The organism is Microcystis sp. M53603_WE2 (assembly GCF_030065435.1).
In genome coordinates, this window is sequence record NZ_JASJFF010000908.1 from 1 (window position 1) to 2,728 (window position 2,728).

Sequence of the window (2,728 nt, forward strand, 5' to 3'; positions counted from 1 at the left end):
CCCCCCCCCCCCCCCCCCCGCCCCCCCCCCCCCACCCCCCACACCCCACACCCCACCCCCCCCCACCCCATCTCCCCACCCCCCACACCCCACACCCCACACCCCACTTCCGTAACACCTAATTGACAATGGAGATTGCCGCCTTAATAAAAATTATTATTTTCCTGTTAGCCTGGTTAATTCTCTGGCTGCCGATTGCCATTGGTTTAGGGAGTCGTTTGGGATGGCAACCGCTGCAAGGGACAAAACCTGACCAGAAATTGCCCCTAGTGGCCTCTCTTTACGCCTTGGCTCCCTTAGTTATCTGGGGATTATTGAAGATAGAGGGGAGCAGCCTCCATAATTACGGATTAATTTGGTCATTTTCCCTATTTATCTCCCTAACTAAAGGATTAATCCTGGCAGTGGTGGGATTAGGGATAATTTTTTTCCTAGAGGGGATTTTGACATGGGTACATTGGCAGCCCAAAAACCTCACTCGCGCTTTTTCCTTGAGTTTACCCCTGTTGATAGTGGCTCTCTGGGTGGGTATTACCGAGGAATTAATCTTTCGGGGCATCTTTTTGAGCCAATTAAGCCAAGAATACGGTTTTTGGGTGGCGGGAGCCATTTCTAGCCTAATTTTTGCCCTGCTGCACCTGCTTTGGGACCGTCAGCAAACGCTGCCGCAACTACCCGGTTTATTTCTGATGGGGATGGTTCTGGTCTGGGCGCGGGCGATCGATCATGGTAGTTTAGGATTAGCTTGGGGACTTCATAGCGGTTGGGTGTGGGGATTAGCTTTGCTAGACAGTGCCGAATTGATGTCTTACAGCGATTCTGGGTTAGTTTGGGTCAAAGGTATCTATAACCAACCTTTAGCGGGTTTAGCGGGTATTCTTTGCCTCTTGGGGACAGCTTGGGGGTTAAACTTGTTTCAGTAGCCAAAAGCCGGTAAAAGTGCGACCAGAATCATCCGGTTGTATCAGGAGAAAGTGCAAACCTTGGCTTTCCTGTTTGGTTGCTTGATAAACATTGGCTGCCAGGGCCACTTCTTCATCTTCGTAGGTCAGAAAAATCCAACGTTCATTTAGACCCGATTCCAAGACTAAACCGCCCGATCGCCCCCTTTCTGTGGGAATATGATCGATAAATACCGGGTTAATTTCCTCTAACCAACGAGCGATGGCAAGAGATTTTTTACCACCGGTAATAACCACGCCGGGGATCATGAGAGTGGAGGCTAAACCTAATTTTAAAGGAGAAAAGGCTTCTGGTAGGGAAAGAATCGGTATTCTGCGATCGCCAAAAAAGTTAACTAAATCAACGGCGGGAAAGCGAGCAAAACGCCACTCTTGACCTAAAAATTGGTCTGGTAGGGGTTGCGGTGGAGGAGAGTCGATATTTATGGGGATTTGCCGCAATTCTAGCTGTTTTTTCAGAGCGTTAACGTGACGGGTTAACTCAATTTTGATCTGTAAATTCTGACCAGCGAGGAGAAATAAATTGGCGCATTGGGGGCGAAAAACTTGGATAATTTCCGGAGGGGAGACTTGACAAGCTTGCTGTAACTGTTGGGTTAACCAGTCGCTATTAGCTTGGGATTGGGGACAGGAATTTTCATAGATAAGATGACCAAGAGAATCGGAAATTAACAATTGCCAGACTGTCTCAAGAGGTGAAGAAGATGAAGATTTATAAAAATCCGCTTGCCAAATAGTCATAATTTAGTCAAAAGTCACCAGTAAAAAGTCAAAAAATGGTCAGGAGTAGAGGTCAACTAAAAATTTTAGCTTACCAAGACTTTTAAAATCTAGGAGCGAGACAAAAAAGGCTATATACTAGGGAAAGCTATAGCAAAAAATATCGAGACAATGGAAGAAAATTGGCTAGAAATTGGGACAATAGTAGCACCCCAGGGACTGGAGGGAGAATTGCGAGTTTTATCGGTATCAGATTTTCCCGAACGTTTTCAGAAGCGAGGGATGAGGGGAATACAAGGACCCCAGGGGGGAGAAATCCGAGAAATTACTCTGCTCAGGGGACGTGAGCTACCGGGCAAAAATGTTTATGTTATCAAGTTAGAGGGGGTTGAAAATCGGGAACAAGCCGAAGCTTTGCGCGGATATAAATTATGGGCGAATAAACTAGAAAAACCTCGCCTAAAAGCGGATGAATATCATGTTAGTGAGCTAGTAAACTTAGAGGTTTATCATCACCTGACAGGAGAAAAAATCGGGGTTGTAGTAGATATTTTGTGGGCGGGTAATGACATTTTAGCAGTGCAACTAGAAGCAAATCTAGCCTCCGTCAAGAAAAAAAGTCCATCCTCCGACTCAGAGGCCAGGGCCTTGGTCCCCTTCGTCAAAGAAATTGTTCCACTGGTGGATCTGAAAGCGGCACGCATCGAGATTGCGCCACCACCGGGGTTATTAGAGATCAATTTATCCTAGTGGGACTTAAACGATCAACAAGAGTATAATAGAGTATAATCGTTATAGAGTAAGCACTTGACGTTGAGAGAGCAGCGATGAAAGAGACAACCCCAGTCGCGATGCCTCCCTGCTTTCACCGATGGTGTGGACGTTTTGACAACTGCTTCAAGAGCGAAGCGCAAAAAAACGGGTTCAGACAATATTTAGGAGGATTATTAGTGGGACTTAAACGATCAACAAGAGTATAATAGAGTATAATTGTTATAGAATAAGCACTTTACGTTGAAAGATCAGCGATGAAAGAGACAACCCCA

3 protein-coding genes are annotated in these 2,728 nt (G+C 45.9%); 2 read left to right on the top strand and 1 reads right to left on the bottom strand.

Translation table 11 applies throughout. The features are described 5' to 3' along the window. Positions 1 to 128: 128 nt before the first annotated feature. A complete protein-coding gene (locus tag PX481_RS19275; RefSeq protein WP_002759726.1) occupies positions 129 to 923 on the top strand; it encodes a CPBP family intramembrane glutamic endopeptidase in 795 nt (264 codons plus the stop codon). On the opposite strand, the gene PX481_RS19280 is transcribed toward PX481_RS19275, so the two are convergent. Then, a complete protein-coding gene (locus tag PX481_RS19280) occupies positions 906 to 1,703 on the bottom strand; it encodes a Tab2/Atab2 family RNA-binding protein (RefSeq protein ID WP_288027313.1) in 798 nt (265 codons plus the stop codon). The genes PX481_RS19275 and PX481_RS19280 overlap by 18 nt on opposite strands. 150 nt (positions 1,704 to 1,853) lie before the next feature. On the opposite strand from PX481_RS19280, the gene rimM reads away from it, so the two are divergent. Continuing rightward, entirely contained in the window at positions 1,854 to 2,432 is a 579-nt protein-coding gene (gene rimM / locus PX481_RS19285) for a ribosome maturation factor RimM (protein WP_002759724.1), read from the top strand. Positions 2,433 to 2,728: the final 296 nt, after the last annotated feature.

What these genes read in the sequence shown, in the direction of transcription:
- rimM (WP_002759724.1), top strand. Translation starts at nt 1,854, where the DNA reads ATGGAAGAAAATTGGCTAGAAATTGGGACAATAGTAGCACCCCAGGGA.
- PX481_RS19280 (WP_288027313.1), bottom strand. Translation starts at nt 1,703, where the DNA reads ATGACTATTTGGCAAGCGGATTTTTATAAATCTTCATCTTCTTCACCT.
- PX481_RS19275 (WP_002759726.1), top strand. Translation starts at nt 129, where the DNA reads ATGGAGATTGCCGCCTTAATAAAAATTATTATTTTCCTGTTAGCCTGG.